Annotated in this window: 17 protein-coding genes and 1 tRNA gene; 9 read left to right on the plus strand and 9 right to left on the minus strand. The window is 43.8% G+C overall.

What is annotated here, in order from left to right; translation table 11 throughout:
* Window positions 1-16 precede the first annotated feature (16 nt).
* From D1814_RS00525 to D1814_RS00540, 4 genes are all read right to left on the minus strand, one after another.
* Window positions 17-1744 (minus strand): sensor domain-containing protein, encoded by a 1728-nt coding sequence (locus D1814_RS00525; RefSeq protein ID WP_118489628.1) that lies wholly within the window; start codon window positions 1742-1744, stop codon window positions 17-19.
* 215 nt (window positions 1745-1959) lie between these two features.
* Window positions 1960-2036 (minus strand) — tRNA-Val (locus tag D1814_RS00530).
* 160 nt (window positions 2037-2196) lie between these two features.
* Window positions 2197-3273 carry a patatin-like phospholipase family protein gene (locus D1814_RS00535; RefSeq protein WP_025254816.1) on the minus strand — a complete coding sequence of 359 codons (1077 nt, stop codon included), beginning with the start codon at window positions 3271-3273 and terminating at the stop codon, window positions 2197-2199.
* A 220-nt stretch (window positions 3274-3493) separates the two neighbouring features.
* Window positions 3494-3922, minus strand: coding sequence for a MarR family winged helix-turn-helix transcriptional regulator (locus D1814_RS00540; protein WP_118489629.1), 429 nt, complete (start codon window positions 3920-3922; stop codon window positions 3494-3496).
* A 220-nt stretch (window positions 3923-4142) separates the two neighbouring features.
* Here D1814_RS00540 and hmgA point away from each other — a divergent pair, with 220 nt between their 5' ends.
* From hmgA to D1814_RS00585, 9 genes are all read left to right on the plus strand, one after another.
* A complete protein-coding gene (hmgA, locus tag D1814_RS00545; protein ID WP_118489630.1) occupies window positions 4143-5438 on the plus strand; it encodes a homogentisate 1,2-dioxygenase in 1296 nt (431 codons plus the stop codon).
* Between the two features lie 298 nt (window positions 5439-5736).
* Complete coding sequence (gene hppD / locus D1814_RS00550) at window positions 5737-6810, plus strand: 4-hydroxyphenylpyruvate dioxygenase (RefSeq protein ID WP_118489631.1); 1074 nt, start codon at window positions 5737-5739, stop codon at window positions 6808-6810.
* A 645-nt stretch (window positions 6811-7455) separates the two neighbouring features.
* On the plus strand, window positions 7456-7845 hold the full coding sequence (locus D1814_RS00555) for an ACT domain-containing protein (protein WP_118489632.1): 390 nt from the start codon (window positions 7456-7458) through the stop codon (window positions 7843-7845).
* A 4-nt stretch (window positions 7846-7849) separates the two neighbouring features.
* Window positions 7850-8350: a PTS sugar transporter subunit IIA gene (locus D1814_RS00560; RefSeq protein ID WP_118489633.1), complete on the plus strand. Its 501-nt coding sequence runs from the start codon at window positions 7850-7852 to the stop codon at window positions 8348-8350.
* Window positions 8351-8591: 241 nt separating this feature from the next.
* A complete protein-coding gene (locus tag D1814_RS00565; RefSeq protein ID WP_118489634.1) occupies window positions 8592-8939 on the plus strand; it encodes an ArsC family reductase in 348 nt (115 codons plus the stop codon).
* A complete protein-coding gene (gene dapE / locus D1814_RS00570; RefSeq protein WP_118489635.1) occupies window positions 8933-10069 on the plus strand; it encodes a succinyl-diaminopimelate desuccinylase in 1137 nt (378 codons plus the stop codon). The genes D1814_RS00565 and dapE overlap by 7 nt, the downstream gene beginning before the upstream one ends.
* A gap of 15 nt (window positions 10070-10084) precedes the next feature.
* Entirely contained in the window at window positions 10085-10765 is a 681-nt protein-coding gene (locus D1814_RS00575) for a M15 family metallopeptidase (RefSeq protein ID WP_118489636.1), read from the plus strand.
* 14 nt (window positions 10766-10779) lie between these two features.
* Complete coding sequence (locus D1814_RS19505; RefSeq protein ID WP_232368945.1) at window positions 10780-11109, plus strand: DUF2897 family protein; 330 nt, start codon at window positions 10780-10782, stop codon at window positions 11107-11109.
* Window positions 11110-11291: 182 nt separating this feature from the next.
* Entirely contained in the window at window positions 11292-12575 is a 1284-nt protein-coding gene (locus D1814_RS00585) for a dicarboxylate/amino acid:cation symporter (RefSeq protein WP_232368946.1), read from the plus strand.
* 122 nt (window positions 12576-12697) lie between these two features.
* Here the strand turns inward: D1814_RS00585 and D1814_RS00590 are convergent, their stop codons facing one another.
* The 5 genes from D1814_RS00590 to D1814_RS00610 all read right to left on the minus strand — a co-directional run bounded on the left by D1814_RS00590 (window position 12698) and on the right by D1814_RS00610 (window position 18665).
* On the minus strand, window positions 12698-15115 hold the full coding sequence (locus D1814_RS00590) for a S9 family peptidase (protein WP_118489637.1): 2418 nt from the start codon (window positions 15113-15115) through the stop codon (window positions 12698-12700).
* A 141-nt stretch (window positions 15116-15256) separates the two neighbouring features.
* Window positions 15257-15583: a heavy metal-binding domain-containing protein gene (locus tag D1814_RS00595; RefSeq protein WP_025254804.1), complete on the minus strand. Its 327-nt coding sequence runs from the start codon at window positions 15581-15583 to the stop codon at window positions 15257-15259.
* Window positions 15584-15637: 54 nt separating this feature from the next.
* Window positions 15638-16048, minus strand: a complete 411-nt coding sequence (locus D1814_RS00600; protein ID WP_118489638.1) for an HIT domain-containing protein — start codon at window positions 16046-16048, stop codon at window positions 15638-15640.
* A complete protein-coding gene (astE, locus tag D1814_RS00605; protein ID WP_118489639.1) occupies window positions 16041-17072 on the minus strand; it encodes a succinylglutamate desuccinylase in 1032 nt (343 codons plus the stop codon). The genes D1814_RS00600 and astE overlap by 8 nt, the downstream gene beginning before the upstream one ends.
* 288 nt (window positions 17073-17360) lie before the next feature.
* Window positions 17361-18665, minus strand: a complete 1305-nt coding sequence (locus D1814_RS00610) for a putative bifunctional diguanylate cyclase/phosphodiesterase (protein WP_118489640.1) — start codon at window positions 18663-18665, stop codon at window positions 17361-17363.
* Between the last annotated feature and the right edge of the window lie 177 nt (window positions 18666-18842).

The raw sequence follows: 18842 nt of genomic DNA on the forward strand, positions 1-18842 counted from the left end.
AGCGCTTTTTTAAGACCTACCGATTCTGTTTTCTATACAGGATTTCTATTGCGTCTGCGCTTATAGGCCTCGAATACAGATAGCCTTGTACAAATTCTACGTTAAGTGATTTGCAGTAGTTAGACTGGCTTTCTGTTTCCACCCCTTCCACAACGATCTTCAGGTTTAGTTTATGGCCCACATTAACTATTGCTTCCATAAGTGCGCTATCGTACTCATTTTCCGGTGCGCCCTCTAGAAATGAACGGTCGATTTTTAGATGTGTTACCGGAAAGTGTTTTAAATAGCTTAGCGAGGAATAGCCAGTACCAAAATCATCAATAGAGATTTCTACGCCTAAATCCCGCTGTGCGCGAAGGTCTTCCAAAATAATATTGTCTGACTTAATTAGCACGTTTTCAGTGAGCTCTAATCCAATATCTTTAGGCGATAAGTTGTAATCGGCCCGATAAGCAGTAAGGCATTCGAAATACGCGCTTTTTTCTAGTTCTTTGCCTGACACGTTTATATCGATACGAATTTCAATCCCCTTTTGCTTCCACGCCTGCGCCTGCTGGCATGCTTTTCTAAGCACCCAATTTCCTATATAGCCTATAAGCTCACCGCGCTCAGCGATAGGTATAAAGACATCAGGAGGGACAGCTTTGGTTTTATCTTCGGGACACCATCTAAGTAGTGCTTCACATGAAGTAAACTCACCTGTTTTGCAATCGACCTGGGGCTGAAATACAAGCTTAAATTCATCATTGCGCAGCGATTCGCGTAAATTAACAGCAATATTTCTTTGCTCTCGAAGCCGCTGACTTAAAGCGCTGGTAAAAAAGTGATACCTATTACGCCCTTCTGCCTTTGCTTGATACATAGCAGCGTCGGCATGCTTTAAAAGGTCGTCAATAACATCACCATCACGGGGATACAAACTGATGCCAATGCTAGAGGTGATATGGACATTTTCAGTACTTAGCGCAAAACTTTCTTGAAAACAGTCGGACAACGTTTTCGCGATTTCCTCACACTTACTTTCGCATGATACATTGTTAGCGAGGTACACAAACTCATCGCCGCCAAATCGGGCTAGCACGCCGTTAACGCTATCTATGCAGCCTGACAAGCGCTTAGCAACCGACTTTAGCAACTCGTCGCCCCACGTATGCCCAAGGGTATCATTCACCTCTTTAAACATATCTAGGTCGATAAAGAACAGCCCAAAACCTGTGTTGGACGACCTTGCATCTTCAATAACAGAGGTTAAGCATTGTTCTAAAGCGCGCCGGTTGGGTAAATTTGTGAGTAAGTCAGTGCATGCCATTCGCTCCAGCTCTTGACGTATCTCGTGCTGCTCACTTAAGTCAATATCAACACAATACATCTCTGGCGAATCAGTGCCCTGCTTTAACATAACGTGAGAAGAAAAAACGTGAATGGGCTGACCGCCCTTTTTCTTTAATACCAATTCATCAGAAGGTATAGGCTCATCAAACTCAATCCAGCGCTGATGAAGTTCGATAACATCATTTCGCATAAAGTTTGGGATAATGAGGTCTTCTAGCTTTTTACCCAGCGCTTCGACCTCGCTGTAGCCGTAGATATCTTCGCTTGATTTATTCCAGTAAATTACATTACGGTACTTGTCGTACCCCTGCACAGATACTTTTGGTAAGGCACTAATGAGCTCAAGGAACCGCCTCTCGGCAGCACCATGCTGTCCAAACAACAAGGGCTCTTCGTATCTCTGCAAGCTCATCGTACTCCCGTAACTACTATTTAAGTACTCAGCGTTCAAAAAAAAATTGTTAGCATTATCTCAGTGTAGTCTAAAAGCAGTAACTAGATGGTCTTATAAGACGTAATACCGAACACAGACGAATAAATGAATACTGTAATTGCAAATACACCATACCGCGCAAATAGCACGAATAGGATTCGATAAAGGTTGAAATCTTTTTGATGGAAAATAGATGGTGCGTCTACCCTGATTCGAACAGGGGACCTCTACCATGTCAAGGTAGCGCTCTAACCAACTGAGCTATAGACGCATGTAGAACTGTGTTGCACCTTTGAGGTGGGCGAATGCCGGACAACGGCGCGTATAATACTTAGCATAGGCGCCACCTGCAAGAAAAACTTATTAAAAGAAGGTTCAAGTGACTAATTTGACAGCAATTAGCCGTTTACTTAACGAATAGCTGTTCCATTTTATATCATGTTAAATGGAAGTGGCTTGATAGCGTCCACTAAGGTTCCGTCCTTTACAGCACGCATAAAGTATTCACCCAGCCTGTCGGTTTCCTTCAATACCGTTTGCCAGTATTTAATGCGCGTGTCTGCATCGAGCACTTCAAAATCTTTTCTGTCTGGAATTTTGCTGTAAGGCAAGTTCGCTACGAAGGATGCTGAAGGTACTAACATCACCACATTATCGTAGCTTGAACTATGGGGTACCCTGCCCTTTAAACCTTTATCGAACCAGCCAGGTATCGGCTTATCATAAAAATGTGGATACAGCACTAAGCCGTCATCAGGTCCAAACGACAGGTCAAAGTGGTAGTCGATAATACCGCCGTCGCGATACATACCTACAGGTGCACCTTCAATTTCCGGAACGCCTTCAATCACAATAGGAATAGAACCCGATGCAAGTAGTGCTGTGTGTATATTTCCCTGTGTTAGATCATGGTATTTCGTAGGAAGCTGATATGGGTCGTTAATGGAAAAGTCCGTATTCGGGGTAGAAAAAACATAGCGGGTGTATAAGCGCGACAAATTTTTGCGATTTACAGTGTTAGCCGCTGCGCTCATGGCTAAGCCCGAAAGCTGCCTGAATTTACTTTCAAAACGGGTCGCCCCTAAACACTTCGCAACAATAAGATGGGCCTTGAAACGGGAGTTGGACAGCACTTCTTGCTTGCCTGCCTCGTTTACCATTTCGGTCAACAAGTCTTCGGCTTTAGCTGTAATCTCTCGAGGCGTTGGCTTGTTACTGCTATAAGTAGTGGTTGAATATGATGAAGCTAAGCGGTTTATGGCAGCTAATGGGTCATTTTGAACAGCGCAAATTGCACGAAACGCTCCTGCAGATGAACCTATAACATGTATTTGATGCTCAACGTTGGCAAACCATTCGGGAAATAGCACGCGGTCTAAGCCCGCAAGTGAAAACCACTTAGGGCCGCCAGATGCCCCTAAAAAATACCTGAACAACTCTGGTGTGAACCCGTTCTTCATTATGGTTTCACGTGCTTTTTTACCTGCGTATATGTCTAGGGGTGCCACTCAATTTCCTTGCTAATTTTTTAAATGAAGCTTTAGTACAAACAATGATTAATAGCGATTGTTGAATTTTTATAAGGTAACAAGGCATGGTGAATAAACGCCAAAGCTGTACCATTTGATTTGTTCAGAGGAATTTAACAGTTAAGGGGGTAAAAGTAACCTTTATGGCGAGAAGCACACGCCTGCTCAGACCAGAGCTACTAACGACTTCACCCGAATTTTAAGGCCTGAGCGCATCTATCACTTTTAGAAATATTTGGTACTCATCATCAGTGATATTTTCCAGTCGCTTATTCTGCCAGCAAACGATTTTAGGTAATAAAGCTCGGTAAATTGCCTTTCCTTCCATCGACAGTGAAATGAGGGTAGCGCGCTTGTCATCTTCACAGGAACGCTTATGGATAGCGTCTCGTTTCACCAGGCGCTCTAGCGCTCGTGATACTTGAACCTTATCAAGACGCGTTGCTGCAGCGAGTTCTTTTGCGGTTAGCGGCGATTTTGACGAACTATCTCCGGTCGCTCCTAACGTAGCTAGAATACGCCACTCTGGCACGGTAAGCTTATACTCAGCATATTCGCTTGCCAGCGACTCGCTTAAATCACTTGCTAGCATGGCTACTTTATAGGCAAGCATATCTTCTAGCTTCATGTGCTATTTCCTTTTATAAAAGTAGGCCTGTTAACGCCTATTACAATGAGTGTAAAGCTAGCGTACCGAAGCTTGCTTTACCTTTATCACGCCAATCACATACTGATTATTGATTTGCATTTCATTTACCTCTAGCCTAAAACATATAGTTTCATTTGTAACTACTTTATTATTGGTCAGTGAGCAGAGCCCACCACTGCTCCCGCCTACTGGAGGGTATATGGACAACTTGTCTTATTTGACGGGCTTTAACAACGAGCATGAAACTGAGTCGCTGCCAGGCGCACTTCCTAAAGGTCAGTTCAGTCCACAGAAAGTGAACTATAAGCTTTATGCTGAACAGTTTAGCAGCACCGCATTTACCGCTCCAAGGTCTGAGAACCGACGTAGCTGGACGTATCGCTTACGCCCATCTATCGCCATGGGTGACTTTGAAAAAATTGATAATGGTCTGGTAAGAACTGCGCCAGAGACTGATGTGCATTGCCCACCTAATGTATTGAGGTGGAGCCCGGTGCCTCTCCCTGAACAAGACATAGACTTTGTAGATTCACTTATCACCATTGCCACTAATGGAGACGCTAAAGCACAGGTTGGTATGGGCATACATTGCTATAGTGCCAATGCAAATATGCACAACCGTGTTTTCTATTCTTCTGATGGTGAAATGCTTATTGTACCTCAGCTTGGCGACATGCTAATAACCACGGAATTCGGAAAGCTCACTTTGTCTGTGGGTGAAATTGCGGTTATTCCTCGTGGCGTTCGGTTTGCGGTTAACCCTACCAATGGGCCAATTCGTGGATACATATGCGAAAACTACGGTCACCCTTTTGTCTTACCTGAACGCGGCCCAGTTGGCGCAAATGGCTATGCTAACCAGAGAGATTTTTGTTACCCCACGGCCTGGTTTGAAGATAATGATACACCTCATACTATGGTCAACAAATTCTGCGGTAATCTGTTTGAAGCCAAACTTGATCATTCCCCTTTTGATGTGGTGGCTTGGGTAGGTAATTCTGCACCTTATAAATACGATCTTTCTCGTTTCAACGTAATGAATACCGTGAGCTTTGACCATCCGGACCCGTCTATTTTTACGGTTCTTACCTCACCATCTGAGCTAGAAGGCACAGCGAACGTAGACTTTGTTATTTTTCCGCCAAGATGGATGGTAGCGGAAAACACCTTTCGTCCACCGTATTACCACAGAAATATTATGAGTGAATTTATGGGGCTTATTGAAGGTACGTACGATGCAAAAGAACACGGCTTCGTACCTGGAGGTATGAGCCTTCACAATTGCATGACGCCTCACGGCCCTGAAGCTGAAGTTTTTGAAAAAGCGTCTAACGCTGACTTAACCCCCCAACGCTACGAAAACACATTGGCGTTTATGTTTGAGTCTCGCTATGCCATTGCACCAACTGAATTTGCTTTAAATAATGACATTCGCCAGCAAGACTATTTGGCGTGCTGGAAAGGTCTTAAGAAATACTATGATGGTCAGAAGTAAGCGCACTACTTCGCTTATGCTTGCTAGTATTAAAAGGTTTACTCGTTTTGCTAGCTGTATTGTTTTCTGAACACAAGCATTAGCCAACATTGTTGTAGAATTTCCCGTACAATCAGATATCTAGGGCAAGTCAGCTTGCCCTTGCCTCGCGTTAAACACATAGCTGAAAACTAAACGTTACAGTCTCGCTTTCCATCAGTACAACGCACATACGCCTGTCCTATTGCTTGTTTTTTCACTGCGACCTTACAATCAAGTAACAATTATAAAACATGATTTACGTTGAGGATGTATCGCTATGGCTGATTTATTTGAAAACCCTATTGGTTTGGATGGGTTTGAATTCCTAGAATTCACAGCGCCAGAAAAAGGCGTATTAGAGCCTATCTTTGAAGCGATGGGCTTTACGCTTGTTGCGCGCCACAAATCAAAAGACGTTGAGCTTTGGCGTCAGGGCGACATTAATTTGTTGAGTAATTACGAGAAAAACTGCCATGCGGGCTACTATGCTGAAGAGCACGGTCCTTCAGCGTGTGGTATGGCTTTTCGCGTTAAAGATTCCCAGCATGCTTATAAAGAGGTACTTTCTCGTGGTGCACAACCTATGGACACCCACACCGGCCCAATGGAATTGAAACTTCCTGCAATAAAAGGCATAGGTGGCGCTATGCTGTACATGATAGACCGTTATGAAGGCGAGAACACCATCTATGATATCGACTTCAACTGGATTGAAGGGGTAGACCGCCATCCTGAAGGATGTGGATTCCATACCCTCGACCACCTTACCCATAATGTGTATCGCGGTCGCATGGATTTCTGGGCAGGATTCTACGAAAAACTATTTAACTTCAGGGAAATTCGCTACTTCGATATTAAAGGCGAGTATACTGGCCTACTATCGAAAGCCATGACAGCGCCAGACGGTAAAATTCGTATACCGCTAAACGAAGAAGCGGTTGGCGGTGGCGGCCAAATTGAAGAATTCTTAATGAAGTATAACGGTGAAGGTATTCAACATATCGCTTTCGCTTGTGACGATTTGGTAGCGTGCTTAGATAAGCTCAAAGCAAGGGGTATGAAGTTTATGACCCCTCCACCAAATACCTATTATGAAATGCTGGAAGAGCGACTGCCTGGGCACGGTGAAAACGTAGACGAACTTCAAAAGCGCGGTATTTTGCTTGATGGAACTACCGAAAATGGTGAACCGCGCTTGTTACTTCAGATTTTCTCTGAAACCGTATTTGGGCCGGTGTTCTTTGAATTTATTCAGCGCAAGCAGGATGAAGGTTTCGGAGAGGGTAACTTCAAGGCCCTGTTTGAATCTATTGAACGGGATCAAGTTAACCGTGGCGTACTAAACAAGTAACTTAGTGCTTATTAAGCAAGCGAGCCCGTCGCTCTAGGCAAACAAAATTGTTTAGTCTGCTATCGAGAAAGGCAGCGAGTAGCGCTACACGCTGCCTTTTTTATTTTTCACTTTAAGTGCGATAAACGTGCAATATAACTGTTTTGCTATAGCTGCATCTTACTTTTGCTTTGCCTTGCCCCAAATACTGACCCAAATCTTGTTCCCGCACTTTGGAGTAACCCCTCCACCTTGTTTCTGACTTTAGTACTTTCCAAAATATTTGTTAAATAAAAGATCGCTTTAACCTACTTACAGTTTCAAGCAACAGTTTTTACGTGGCAGATCCCTGGTTAGTCGTCGCTTATTAATGTTCTAAATTTTTTAAAAAAGTGACGCTTGTCAAGCTAAGAAATTGCAAAATCACCAAACATTTTTTATTTTAGTTGTAGACATGACCTGTGGAAAATGCTTGTTAATTAGAGAATGTTATCCACTGACCAATGTTTGTACAGTTTATTAATTTATTTATTATCAATTACTTACATTAAGACCCCAAACTACTCAACAAACTTATCCACAGATTAAGTGGATAACACGTAGCACTTAATCACAGTTAGTGGTTTAATGTGAATATCTTCGAAGTTATCTTTTTTCCGGTTTTTCATGCCAAAACAAACGCTGCTAGTTAGAGAATCTTTGTTTACAATTCATAGCCTGGATCCAGAAAGTGATATCCCAGCATCTGTACTCAACAGTCCACTATTTTTTCTAGGTAAAACAGAAGATGAGTTATCTATTGTTGTACCAGATTCTATCCATGTTCCCTCCCTCGATAGCGATGATGATTGGCGCGCCCTTGAGCTATTAGGGCCTTTACACTTGTCTATGGTAGGGATCATGGCACAAATTGGTGAGGTATTAGCATCGGCTAAGGTCGCAATTTTCGTTGTCTCAACCTTTGATACTGATTTCTTTTTGGTGAAAGATAATAAACTCAAAGATGCTATCAGCGCCCTTAAAAGCGCTGGCTATACCGTAAACCAGGAAACTTGAAACCGTGAACGCTAAGCAATTACAGTACGCGCCAGACAGTTTTGCCAAGCAATTTGCTACCTTAAGTCCGTTTTCAGGGAAGGTAGTATCGCTTTCGGATATTGATGACCCTTTTTACAAAAATGGGCTTATGGGGCCAGGCGCAGCAATAAGTTCTAATTCAAATACCGTAATTTCGCCCTTTGCTGGCAAAGTAATTAATATTTCGCCGTTAGATTACGCCATCGATATTCAGTCTAGCGCTGGTCTTAAATGCAAAATTAAATACGGCGGTGATACAACACATCTGCTAGGCGCACAATTCGTCAGCTCATTAAAACGTGGCGAGCAAATTAAACCCAAACAGGTGCTTTTTACCGTAAATGCAGCCTGGCTGAAACAGCGTGGTGTAAGCAACACCTGTGCGTTAACTATACTTAATGCTCAGGCGCTCATCGGTGTACTGCGTACCCACCAAAAATTCGTAGAAGCCGGTGAAGATACACTACTAACACTCTATTTATAACTTCATCATTAACCTGTACACAGTTTTTCACTTTTAAAAAACCATCGAGAGTAAGTTTAACAACGTACCAACTGCTTGTATGATGTAGCAAATAAGAAAACTCGACAGCTGAAATCCTGTTGGTGCTCAAGACGCGCTTAGCGTTTTTCTTTTTATGCACCGGTATCAAGACTAGACTTAATGGCACGCTTACCGCCGTGTCTTTATCGATAAACAACAATGTAGTACGGAATAAATCACCATGAGCACAATCCTTTATGGGATCCCAAACTGTGACACCATCAAAAAAGCAAAAAAATGGTTAGCAGATAACGATATCGCGTTCACCTTTCACGACTACCGCAAAGACGGTATCGACAACGACTTTCTTGTACGCGCTGAATCTGAGCTTGGCTGGGAAGCGATGCTGAACAAACGTGGGACAACCTATCGTCAGCTAGAAGAGCAAGAGAAAGCGAGCTTAGATAAAGATAAAGCATTAGCCTTGCTAGAGCTTCACCCTGCTATGGTTAAACGCCCTATTCTTTATCACGACAATGCTTTTCACATTGGGTTTAAGCCTGCACAGTATGAGGAAATATTTTGTTAAACGACTCTGTTATTGAAATTGCAAAGCAATTAATAAACCGCCGCTCTGTCACGCCAGAAGATGCAGGCTGCCAAGAGGCCATGAGTGAGTTTTTAGGCACGCTAGGGTTTAATAATGAAACTATGGTGTTTGAAGACACCACTAACCTGTGGTCTCGCAGAGGTAAAGAAGGCCCCGTATTTTGTTTTGCTGGTCATACCGATGTGGTACCGAGCGGCCCAGAATCGGCGTGGAAAACACCACCCTTTATCGCGACAGAAGTTGATGGCTATTTGCACGGCCGCGGCGCTGCCGACATGAAAGGCAGCCTTGCTGCTATGCTAGTCGCCACCCGCGAATTTGTTAACAAGTACCCAAACCATAAGGGAAGTATTGCCTACCTTATCACGAGCGATGAAGAAGGCCCATTTATTAACGGTACCACTCGCGTAATCGACACCCTAGAAGCCCGAAATGAAAAGATTGACTGGTGTATTGTTGGTGAACCCTCTTCAACAGATGAAGTCGGTGATATTGTCAAAAATGGTCGTAGGGGCTCATTAACTGGTGATTTAGTTGTAAAGGGCGTGCAAGGTCATGTTGCCTATCCTCATTTAGCGAACAACCCTGTGCACAGCGCTATGGCAGCACTTGATGAATTAGCAAAATCACACTGGGATAACGGTAACGACTTCTTCCCACCCACCAGCTTCCAGATTTCAAACATTCACGCAGGTACGGGCGCAGGTAATGTGATACCGGGCGAACTCCACGTTTGCTTCAACTTCCGTTTTTCAACAGAAGTGACCGACCAACTTCTTATTGAACGTGTCACCGCTATTTTAGATGCCCACGATTTCGAGTACGAAATAAACTGGACCTTTAACGGTCAGCCATTTTTGACCGATACCGGTGCGCTATTAGAGGCGACGCAAGGTGCGATTGAAGCAGTTAAAGGCACACCTACAATACTCTCTACTGCCGGTGGCACATCTGACGGTCGCTTCATTGCGCCTACGGGTGCACAAGTTATAGAGTTAGGCCCTGTTAACGCCACTATTCATAAAATTGACGAATGCGTAAAAATGGCTGATTTAGAACAGCTTGCCGATATGTACTTCGGTATTTTAGAACGCTTACTGGCTAAATAGCCTTTTTTGTTTTATATGAATCAGATACCGCAACACGCATGGCTAGGCCAGCACAACGACTACCTTGTTGATGCTGGCAATGGCCATAGGCTTCATCAGGATGTCATTTCCCCCTTTCTTGCTATGCAAGATGCGGCGCATAACGACGGTGTAGACTTACAGTTAGTCAGTAGTTTTCGCGATTTTGACAGACAAACCGCCATTTTTAACCGCAAGTGGACGGGGAAAGCGCAACTTCTTGATAACAACGGTACAGAACTCTCTTTCGAAACGCTAAGTGACCATGAAAAACTTCATGCTATTTTGACCTGGTCTGCGCTACCTGGCGGCAGTCGTCATCATTGGGGTACCGATATTGACGTTTATGACAGAGCAGCTGTGCATAATTGGGGCGGCGACTTTAGTCTTGTAGAAAGCGAATACCTTAGCGGCGGCCCTTGCCATAATCTTTCCTGTTGGCTAGCTGATAATATGGAACAGTTCGGTTTCTACCGACCTTTCTCAGTCAACCGTGGAGGTGTGGCCATTGAACCTTGGCATTTGAGCTTTAAAAGCACAGCAAGTAACTTTGAAAATGCCAGAAACCTAGACGGCTTTACACAAGCCATTGAACAAAGCGATATAGAAGGTAAAGCATGTATTTTGCCGCAGCTGCCTAACTTGTATAATCGCTACGTTTTGAACAAAGGGCGCTAGCCTACGGAATTTATATGAGTACTACCTGGGTCATTATCGTTATTGTTTTAGTATTGGGCGTAGTTATTGGAAATATCACGTTACTTAAATACAGTGCTAAGTTTAAATTCCCTACCCCCTCTAAGCCTTTTGATGATGAAGATGGTGACGAGTACGACAATCCAAAAAGAGATACTGACCACCTACATGCTGAGTCTGAAAAGCGCGGCGACAATACCCCGTTAGTGCAAACACAGGTTACTCAGGATTCTAGCGCTCAGGGCTTAAGTCATAAAAACTCAGTTACAAACAATGAAAAGCCTAGCGCACATAATAATAATAGCGATAACGGCAAAAAAACGTGAAGTAGCTTCTTCTTAAAGCTCTGTTACCGATAGTGGCGCTTAAAGCGAACTCCTAGTTCATTTCCTTTAAATTAGGTGTTGTTAGATACCTTGTGATGCAAGGAAAGCCGTTTAGTCTGACTGATAACACAGACCGTTCACTATCTTCCCAATACAAATACACACTCTAAGAGGTTCTAGACGTGTCTAATAAACAATCCTTACTTAGCAACATAGGCGTGCAAGTTGTCATTGCTATGTTCATCGGTACTGCCGTTGGCGCCTTTATGGGTGCAAGCGCTGAAATGTTCGCACCTTTGGGAGCTATTTTTATCAACCTTATAAAAATGCTGGTTATTCCACTGGTGGCCGTGGCACTTATCTCTGGTGCAGCGGGGCTTGGTAACAGCACCAACGCAGGAAAAGTGGGGTTATCCACTCTGGCCTATTTTGGCTTAACCTCGGCCCTTGCCGTAGCACTTGCGCTAATAATGGGTGAAGTATTTAAGCCGGGTATAGGTATCGACGTATCATCGGTACAGAGCATGTTCTCGGGCGAATATGCCTCTAAAGGTGAACTCCCTTCTTTTTGGGCAACCGTAACAGGCATGATCCCGACCAATGTGTTTGCATCATTAACTAACGCTAACATTCTACAAATTTTAGTGTTTTGCTTATTCTTCGGTCTTGCCCTTTCCAAGCAGCCTAAAAAGAACCGAGAGCCTATTTTAAATGGGGTAAACACCATTGTTGATGCCATGGTGTGGATGATTAACTGCGTAATGAAAATTGCCCCTATCGGCGTTTTTGGCTTGATGGCAGAAGCAGTAGGCACATTCGGTTTTTCCGCGCTCATGGTGGTGTTCAAACTTTTCTTAGTGTTTACTGCTGCTATTTTAGTGTTTGGTTTTGTGGTCTACCCCCTATTGGTTCAGTTATTCACAAAAACCTCGGCTAAGTCTTTTCTTGTTGCGATGAAAAAGCCGCAGGCAGTGGCGTTATCAACTGCATCATCTATGGCAACGCTGCCTGTTACTATGAATACTGTGGAAAACGAACTCGGTGTAAGAAATGCAACGGCGTCGTTCGTATTGCCGTTAGGTGCCACTATCAACATGAGCGGTAACGCCATCTATTACGGCTTAGTGGCGGTGTTTTTTGCGCAGCTTTTCAATATTGATTTATCAATGGGTGCTTATATTGCGATTATCCTAACTTCCACTCTTGGCGCCGTTGGGCAAGCAGGTGTACCCGGGCCGTCATTCCTGGTCGTTGCCGTATTGCTCGCTGCAGGCATTCCTATTGAAGGCTTACCTTTGTTGTTTGCCCTCGACAGGATTTTTGACATGATCCGTACCGCCCTGAACATTACCGGTGACGCGGCTTGTGCCGTAATTATTGATACTATTGCTATTGACAAAGGTGATGTTGATACGAGTACTAGCGATGCGACCTTAGAAGAAAAGATGGGCACAGATAAGCGCTAGATAAATACCTAATCTATTGGCAGTAAAACTGCCCAAATAAAAATGAGTTGTACAGCAAAAGAAAAAGGTGGTCACTTCACAGTGCCACCTTTTTTAATCATGCTAACAATATATAGTCTAGATTATTGTGCTTGTTTAGTGCCTTTGTTTTTCACATACTTTTCAAGCCACTGGTCTTGCTCCCACAGGGTGTGCAATACGCTTTCTTTTGCACGGTAGCCATGACTTTCCTTAGGCAACATAACTAATCGCGTCACTGCGCCTAAGCCTTTCAGTGCGTTAAAATAACGTTCACTTTGCATAGGATACGTTCCCGAATTATTGTCCGCTTCGCCATGTATTAGTAAAAGTGGCGTCTTCATTTTCTCAGCGTGCATAAATGGCGACATGGTGTAATACACTTCTGGCGCATCCCAGTAATGGCGTTCTTCTGACTGGAAGCCAAATGGCGTCAGTGTACGATTGTAGGCACCAGAGCGTGCAATTCCGGCTGCAAATAAATCTGAATGAGACAACAGGTTTGCCACCATGAACGCACCATAGCTATGACCGCCTACTGCGACTCGCGCTGGGTCAATAAGTCCTTTTTCGTCTAGCGCATCAATTGCTGCCTTTGCGTTGGCAACCAACTGAGTCCTAAAAGTGTCGTTGGGCTCTTCATCCCCTTCCCCTACAATAGGGAAAGAAGCATCGTCTAACACAACATAGCCTTTGGTTACCCAATATATAGGCGAGCCGTACCATGGATAAATAAAACGATTAGGGTTTTGTGTATTTTGGCCTGCGCTCGATTTATCCTTAAATTCTTCTGGGTAGGCCCATAGGATCATTGGGTAGCGTTTGCCTTCTTCGTAATCTGTTGGCAAATACAAGGTACCTGTTAAATCTAAGCCGTCGTTACGCTTGTACGTAATCACTTCTTTCTTGACGTTTTGAATGCTTTCGAAAGGGTTTTCAAAGTGGGTTAGCTGAGTCAGCGTGTTATCTTTTAAGTTACGGAAATAGTAGTTCGGGTAGTCTCGCTTAGACTCTATTCTTACCAGCAAGCGGTCATTTTCCATATTGAAATCGCGCAAATCTTCAAATTTGTCGGTGTACTCACTTGAATATACCCGCGATGTTTCAAGGGTTTTAAGATTTAATTTATCTAAGAACGGGAACTGCCCTTCAGGCGTAAAACCATCTCCCAGCAAAAACGCATTCTCTCCATCTAACGCAAGGACATCTTTGAAGTATCCATTTTTGCGAGTAACAAAACTGCCTGGATCGCTGTATTTATCCTGATAGCTTCGGTTTGAGATAATCTTCGCAGGTTTACTTTGATCAGGGCTGAACAAATAGGTTTTAAGATTACGAGTATTCCACCAATAATCCATCGCTACCGCAAGGCTGTCGTTGCTCCAAATAAAACGATAAAATCTGTCTTCTGTTTTTAGAATTTGCTCAGCTTCGCCACTAAATGGCGGCTCAAGCTGCATGAGCTTGTCTCGGTGCGTTACTTCTATGTCTGGGTCTCCGCCGTCTAGCGCTTCAGCATACACAATTGTATTTGGTTTATCGTTGCGCCACTGTACATCGCGAGGTCCGGTACGAACAGCCATGAAGCCTTGTGGTAAGTCTTCGATAAGCGGAACGTCGACAAGTGTTTTAGCTAGCGTTCCATTTTTATTATACAAGCTAATAGTGTGGGGGAAGCGGCGGTAGGTCACTAAATAAGAAAACGGGGGCTTGTACTCCTCAACCATTACGTAGTCACCGGCCGGGGAAACGCTAATATTGCCATACATCCCTGACGCTAACCAAGGTGAAGGCTCTCCTTTCAATGGCACGTTATAAATTTCAGAACGGGCTAATTGCTCAAAATTAAACTCGTCGTTTTTGTTTTTCAGCAAGTCTTGGTATGTGCGGTTTTGTGCTTTTTTACCGTCGCTCACTGAAATCGTTGGGCCTGTTGGCACAGCTACGCTGGTGTCGATTAAGTCTTTTCTATTTTTAGGCACGACTTTAACCAAAAGAGAAAGACTATCTGCATTCCAATTTAAGGTATCACCCATATTCGCGTTAATGGGTTTGTCAAAAAGCTTTCTCGCTGCCGCTGCTTTTATATCGAGCACCCATAACTCTACACCTTCATTTGTAGTGTGAGTAAACGCCATATAGCGCTGATTCGGTGACCACGAAAAGTTAGTTAAACGCGGAGTTTCAGGCATGCCTTTAACAGTAATACCGTCCTGACTCCCTACGCGCTGAACCTCTAATTTATTGTAGTAAGTGACGCGACTGCCAATATTGGTGACAGGGTCAATTCTAAGGCCTGCTAAGCGAAGCTCTTCTTTAGATAAGTCTTCTATCGACTTATAGTTATCGCGGAACAACAGCACCATATTCTTCTGTGCATCATCCACAAGAGTAGCCGGCGCTAGCGTAACATCTACTAAATCTAGAATTTCTTTAGACGGTTTTTGATACTGAAGGCCATCCTGCGCAAATAGTTGGCAGGAGCATGCGGCAAATAGGACAAACATCCATTTTCTTAGCATTCTATTTCCTTAATCAGGTTTTTTTGAGGGTAAACAAAAACTAAAAAGCGAGGCATTGCCACTGTTGATGTCCAACTGGCTAAAGACCTCGCTTCGTTTGATTTAAAAGCGCATAATTTAAAATATATACACTTTTTGTACTTATACAGGCGTCGTTTTTACTGCTGTACCGCTGATACTCACCATTAGCATACTGCCTTTATCACCAATCACTTGATAGTCTAGGTCGATACCAACCACAGCATTTGCACCCATGCTTCTTGCTTCATGTTCTAGTTCGGTAAACGCTAACTTGCGTGCAGTAGTAAGCTCTTCCTCATAAGACCCTGAACGACCACCCACGATATCGCGAATAGATGCGAAGAGGTCTTTAAACACATTTGCGCCCATTACAGCCTCGCCCACAACAATACCGTAGTAGGCTTCAATCTTGTGACCTTCTAAGGTTGGGGTAGTTGAAACAATCATGCGTAACTCCTTTTAATGTGAATTGTTAATTTACCGCTATTCAGGCATACGCCCCTAGCTGTTATCTTTAAACCATTGCTTGATGGTCTCAACAAGCGCCTGCGCTTCATCGCTGGCATAGGCCACTGTAGGCTGATTGCCCCACACAGGTTTTGGCCAAGCACAGTCGTTTTCAAAACGGGCGACGTGGTGTACATGTAACTGCCTTACCACGTTACCTAATGCCGCTACATTTAGTTTTAATGGTGAAAATATGGCTTGCATCGCTTTTGAAGCCAGCGCAGATTCTCTTAGTAAGACCACCTGCTCACTTTCTGATAAGTCGATAATTTCCGCGATATCGTTTTTCATAGGCACCAGTATTAGCCACGGAAACTGGCTGTCGTTCATTAACAGTACACGACACAGCGAGAGATCACAGACAAAAAATGTATCATTGTGTAAACGACTATCAAGTTTAAACATCTAACTTATCCAATGTGGTAGGTACAACGGTTAATAAGGCTCGTTGCCCTATGGCAACTTTCGCATTAGGAAATACAATGGCTTCACCGTCTTGCTCTGCTACGTACTCTTTGTTTGGTTCAGACGCCAACACAGTGCCTTTAGCGTAGTCAGTGAAATTTGGTGTATCGTCGTCGAAATGAAGCGTAAATTGCTCTTCGTTGCGATTTATAATCTGGTTAACGCGATAGATATCAAGGTCTTCCATATTCACCGAAGGCGCAAAGTCTTTTTGAGTTATAAGCTGCGTAAGTGCGTTTTTAGCATCGGCAAATCGGCTCATGTCGTTTTGCCCGAATGGGCGTACTTTTCCAAGTTCAACGGTAAACGCATGGGCGTTATATTGATACGAAGAGAAATAGCTAAACGTGGTGGTTGAGCTTTCAGAAAGAAGGATAGTTTTCACGCCGCATGCTGCTAGAAAGGCTAGCTGGCCTTTGCTGTGAACTCTGTCGTGAAGATAAGGATAAACCGCAAACTTTTCATTTTTAGAGGCGCGAATCGCCGTATGTAGGTCATAGTGATAACGGGTGCCTTCAGCTGCTTCAAAGAAAGACGCCACCGCCTCTTCAAGTTGCTTAGCGCGCACGCGCTCAGCGTTCACTAGGCCTTCGCCTTTTGAATGCGCCCCGCTAAATAATCGATTCATGTTCTCTTCGACAAAGCGCTCAGCAATATCCATGGCCGGCAAATTACCGAATAAAAACAGTACATCGTGTGCAAGCGTAATTGCCCCAGTAAGAATACCCTTAACCAAGTCATCACAAATTTCGATAGGCGCTGTTTCGTTTCCGTGAACTCCACAGGACAAAACAATGCGCTTATTGGGCGTAGAGGTAGGCTGTACGGAAAAACTAATGATGCCAGGCGCAGTGATACTAACCTCAGTGCCATTAGCTAACGTAAATTGGTGAGCGCGCTCGAATAACGCCGGTTGGCGGCGAGAAAGTGTTAAAAATTGGCCGTTTTCGATAAGTTCTTGCATAAATGTGAGCTTTGTTGACTTTGTCTAATCTCGAGTGGCTCAAGTGTACCCAGACAGTCTATCAAAATCATCTAATCTCAAGGTTTTATTGCGTTGGGCTGTAACTAATAAATAACGCTTTCACGCACTGGCAGCGAAATCCTAGTTGAATGCGCGACTGTGTAATGATGGGGTAAAAAACAAGATCTGACCTGATACGGTTTACTAGGTTGGGGTAAAACCGGTGCAAAGGTACAAAAAACTAAAAGACGACTTAGGTTGATTAGGATTGATAGGCGCTGATAGTAGTCAGGCCTGTGCCCTTCTTGGCGAACTACCTATGATGATCTCTTGCTGGGTAAGTTGAACAAATTCAGTAAAGGGTACAGCACGAGAGAACAAATATCCCTGCCCCTGGGATATCCCAACTTCTCGCAGAATGTGAAGCTGCTCTACGGTTTCAATGCCCTCAGCGACCACGCAACAGCCTTTGGCACGCCCAATTACTTTCGCGGCTTCAATAATCGCCCTATTGACCGGATGTGTTTCTAACTCCATCACAAAAGATTTGTCTATTTTAAGAGCATCAATATCTAGGTCACGAATATAGGCAAGATTAGAATACCCCTTGCCGAAGTCATCTACCGAAATAGCGACTCCGAGACTTCTTAACTCATCTAGCTGTTTTTTCACCATTAGTGAATTGGATAGCGCGACGTCTTCTGTGAGCTCTAATTCGATAAGGGACAGCGGCAAACCGTACGTATCGCTTAACATCGTCAATGTAGGTATTAATTGATTGTCATAGAGCTGGGTAGGTGAAATGTTTACCGACAGTACAATGGGCATTCTCAGCACGTCTAGTTCAGCGAGTGCTCTGAATGCTTGCTCCAGCGTCCAATAGCCCAGCTCATTCATCATGTTGTATGATTCTGCCGCTTCAATTAAAGGACCTGGAAACAGAACACCATCGAGAGGGTGGTTCCAACGCAACAGGCACTCAGCCCCCACTACATGAAGGGTGTTCAAATCAACTTTGGGTTGGTAATAAAGCTCAAGTTCATTTTGAGAAAGTGCTCGCTTTAGGTCCGCTTTTAGCGCCAAACTTCTGCCAGTATCAGATTTGTCTGACTTGGTCAGTGCAAAGTAGTTTTCGTATTTATTCTCTTTGGCTTGCTTTAACGCAGATTCTGCCCGTGAAATAAACGCTGTAATCTCAAACCCGTCTTTTTCGCCGCATACCACACCCACATTAAAATCAGCGATAAATGCCGTGCCATCATAATGCATAGGTGTTTTGAAATGCTCTACAAGGCGCTCGAACATTTGTCGCATCACGGCTTCTTTGTTTTCATTGGGAAAAACAATACCAAATACATCACCACTGATTCGGCCAATAAGCACATGTTGCCCAAAAAGGTGTTGGATACGGTTGGCAATTTCAAGAAGGAAACGGTCACCTACGTGAATGCCTAAACTCGTTGTTACATCTGAAAAACGCACAACATCAACCAGCATCAAAGAAATAGACGTGCTTTGAGACGCTCGTTTTACTACGCTATCGATAAACGCATAGCGATTGGGGATGGTTGCCAGTGATGTATGTTGGCTCATGATGTTTTCCTTGAGCTTTACGCTTCTAGGTACTAAAAACAACTACTTATATAAGACCATGTCGATACAAATGGCGCAACGACACTTGCGTATTATTTTGCATACCTTCTTATGCTTTTACACAACATTTTCTTATTCTGTCCCCTTGCTTGGCCCGTAACTAGTTAATTATGGTTA

The organism is Alteromonas sp. BL110, assembly GCF_003443615.1.
Taxonomy (GTDB): Bacteria; Pseudomonadota; Gammaproteobacteria; order Enterobacterales; family Alteromonadaceae; genus Alteromonas.